Raw genomic sequence first — 3,620 nt, 5'->3', positions numbered from 1 at the left:
TGCTGCCGGCTGATGCGATTGCCACGACCGAAGTGAAAAACCAGGCGCGCCTGCCGGAACTGAAATAAACGGTGCAGGAACTGACTTTGCCCTGATCGTTCCCACGCGCAGCAAAGGAATGCCTCAAGGGACGCTCCGCGTCCAGTGACGCGGAGCGTCACGGGCTGCATTCCCACGCAGAGCGTGGGAACGATCCGATAACCGAGCCCGTTCAACAGAGGCAATCACTATGACCAGCATGGAACCCGGCGCCACCGGGGTCGATCCGCGCCTGAGCTTCGACGACCCGTTACTGGACGGCCTGCTGATCCTCTGCAAACTGCATGGCGCCACGGTCAGTCGTGCCAGCCTGAGCGCCGGGCTGCCTCTGAACAAACAACGCCTGAGCCTCGATCTGCTGCCCCGTGCAGCCGCGCGGGCCGGATTACAGGCGCGGTTGTTGCGCCGTGACCTGAAAGACATTTCGCCGCTGAACCTGCCGATCCTGCTGCTGCTCAACGACGGCCGCACCGCCGTACTGCGACGGTTTGGCGAAGATGGCAAAGCCCTGCTGCTGCCCAGCGAAGCCGACGGCGGCGAGCAATGGGTCAGTCGCGAAGAGCTCAGCGAACACTACAGCGGCCAGGCCTTGTTCGCCCGTCCGCGCCACGAACTCGAAGACCTGCGCGCGCCGCTGGTGCCACGGGTAAACGCGTGGTTTCGCGACACTCTCAAACTGTCGAAATGGCTGTACAGCGATGCGATCCTCGCCAGTTTCCTGATCAACCTGCTCGGCCTTATGGTGCCGCTGTTCGTCATGCAGACCTACGACCGCGTGGTGCCGAATCAGGCGACCTCGACGCTGTGGGTGCTGTCGATCGGCCTGTTGATCGGCACCGGTTTTGAACTGGTGCTGCGCGTAGTGCGTGCGCACCTGCTCGACACCGCCGGCAAGAAAACCGATGTGATCCTCTCGGCGACGCTGTTCGAGCGCATCACCGGCATGTCGATGAAAGCGCGGCCGGCGACCATCGGCGGCTTTGCCCAGAGCATTCACGATTTCCAGGGCCTGCGTGAATTTCTCACTGCCGTGACCCTGACCAGCCTGATCGACTTGCCCTTCGTGGTGCTGATGCTGGTGGTGATCGGCCTGCTCGGCGGCTGGCTGGTGGTGATTCCGCTGCTGGCGTTTCCGATCACCATCATCTTCGCCATGGCGATTCAGGTGCGCCTGCGTGACACCGTGCAGAAAAGCCTGAGCCTCGGCGCCGAGCGTCAGGCGGTGCTGATCGAAACCCTCGGCGGCCTGGAAACCCTCAAGGCCTGCGGCGCCGAAAGCGAGCGTCAGCACAAATGGGAAAGCACCCACGGTGCCCTCACCCGCCTCGACAGCCATGCGCGCAACCTGTCGGCGCTGGCCACCAACGGCACCCTGTTCATCCAGCAGTTTTCCGGGATGGCGACGATTGTGGCCGGGGTCTACAGCATCATCGCCGGCAACCTCAGTGTCGGCGCGCTGGTCGCCACTTACATGCTCGGCAGTCGTGTGCTCGCCCCGCTCGGGCAGATCGCCGGGCTGATCACCCGCTACCAGCAAGCGCAACTGACCATGAAAAGCACCGACGCGCTGATGGCGCTGCCGCAGGAGCGCGACGGCAAACAGCGGCCGCTGGAACGCACGCAATTGCAAGGCGCACTCGACGTCAACGGCGTGACGTTCCACTACAACGGCCAGAATGCGCCAGCGCTGAGCGAGGTCAGCTTCAGCCTGAAAGCCGGCGAGCGGGTCGGCATCATCGGCCGCAGCGGCTCGGGCAAAAGCACGCTGGCACGACTGGTCATGGGTTTCTACGAAGCGGAGGAAGGTCAACTGCTGCTCGACGGCCTCGACCTGCGTCAATTGGATGTGGCTGACCTGCGCCAACAGATCGGCTATGTCGCCCATGATCTGCCGCTGCTCGCCGGCAGTCTGCGGGACAACCTGACCCTCGGCGCTCGCTACATCAGCGACTCGCGCATGCTCGAAGTCGCCGAGCTGACCGGTGTTACCGAACTGGCTCGGCAACACCCGCAAGGCTTCGACCGACCGGTAGGCGAACGCGGGCAATTGCTTTCCGGCGGCCAGCGCCAGGCGGTGTTGCTGGCGCGCGCGTTACTGCTCGATCCACCGATCATGCTGCTCGACGAACCCACCAGCGCGATGGACAACAGCAGTGAAGATGCACTGCGGCAGAAACTGCATGGCTGGGTGCAAGGCAAAACCCTGTTGCTGGTCACTCACCGCACCTCGATGCTGAGCCTGGTGGACCGGTTGCTGGTGCTGGACAACGGCCGGGTCGTCGCCGACGGCCCGAAAGAAGCGGTCATCGATGCACTGCGCAAGGGCCGTGTCGGCTCGGCGGCGGTCTAGGAGTTACGCCATGCCTGCTTCCTCCGATAGCAACAAGCGCGGTTACTTCGACAGCTTCGGCAAAAGCGCCGAAGCCGAATTCATGCCGGAAACCGCCGGCGCGGCGTTGCAGGATTCGCCGCGCAAATCGCGGATCACCGTGTGGCTGGCGGCAGCGCTGCTGATCGCCGCGCTGGTGTGGGCCAAATTCGCCGTGCTCGAAGAAGTGACCATGGGCGAAGGCAAGGCGATTCCGTCGAGCAAAATCCAGGTCATTCAGAACCTCGAGGGCGGCATCGTCACCGAGCTGTTCGTTCGCGAAGGGCAAATGGTCAACAAGGGCGACACCCTGCTGCGTCTGGATGACACGCGCTTTCGCTCGAACAAGGGCGAGAGCGAGGCCGACCGTTACGCGCTGACCGCGCAGGTTGAACGGCTGTCAGCGGAGGCCGAGGGGCGCCCTTTCAAGCTCTCCGCCGAAGTGATCGCCAAGGCGCCGCAAGTCGCCGAGGATGAACGCTCACTGTACGAGCAACGCCAACGCCGCTTGGCCAGCGAACAGCGCACCCTCAGCGAACAACTGCGGCAGAAAACCCAGGAACTGGCGGAGTTTCGCTCCAAGCAAGGCCAGTTCAGCTCCAGCCTCGCGTTGTTGCAACAAGAAATGAACATGTCGGAACCGCTGGTCAAAACCGGCGCTGTGTCACCGGTGGAAATTCTCCGCCTCAGGCGCAGTGCGGTGGAAATTCGCGGTTCGCTGAACGCTACCACGCTGGCGATTCCCCGGGCCGAATCGGCCATCGCGGAGATCCGCAGCAAGATCGACGAATCCGAGCAGACCTTCCGTTCCGAGGCCGCCAAAGAGCTGAATGAGAAACGCACCGACCTGTCGAAAATCACCGCGTCGAGCATCGCCATCGACGATCGCGTCAGCCGCACTACGGTGACGTCGCCGGTGCGTGGCGTGATCAAGCAGATGAAGGTCAACACCATCGGCGGCGTGGTCCAGCCGGGCAGCGACATGGTCGAAATCGTGCCGCTGGAGGACAACCTGCTGATCGAAGCCAAGGTCCGCCCGCAAGACGTCGCGTTCCTGCATCCGGGCCAGAAAGCCATGGTCAAGTTCAGTGCCTACGACTACACGATTTACGGCGGGCTGAGCGCCAAGCTCGAGCTGATCGGCGCCGATACGATCACCGATGACAAGGGCAACAGCTTCTATCTGATTCAGGTGCGCACCGACAAGAATCAC

Annotated in this window: 2 protein-coding genes; both read left to right on the top strand. The window is 63.1% G+C overall.

The annotated features are described in order from the left end of the window. The first annotated feature begins 229 nt into the window (after positions 1-229). Positions 230-2,389, top strand: a complete 2,160-nt coding sequence (locus D6877_RS21725) for a type I secretion system permease/ATPase (RefSeq protein WP_130912064.1) — start codon at positions 230-232, stop codon at positions 2,387-2,389. A 10-nt stretch (positions 2,390-2,399) separates the two neighbouring features. Further along, positions 2,400-3,620, top strand: a 1,221-nt coding sequence (locus D6877_RS21720) for an HlyD family type I secretion periplasmic adaptor subunit (RefSeq protein ID WP_130912065.1), incomplete at its 3' end; no start/stop codon positions are given.

It is taken from the genome of Pseudomonas sp. Sample_9 (assembly GCF_004307535.1).
Classification (GTDB): domain Bacteria; phylum Pseudomonadota; class Gammaproteobacteria; order Pseudomonadales; family Pseudomonadaceae; genus Aquipseudomonas; species Aquipseudomonas mercuritolerans.
The sequence above is the reverse complement of the archived record's forward strand: the minus strand, read 5'-3'. Positions and strand labels throughout refer to the sequence as shown.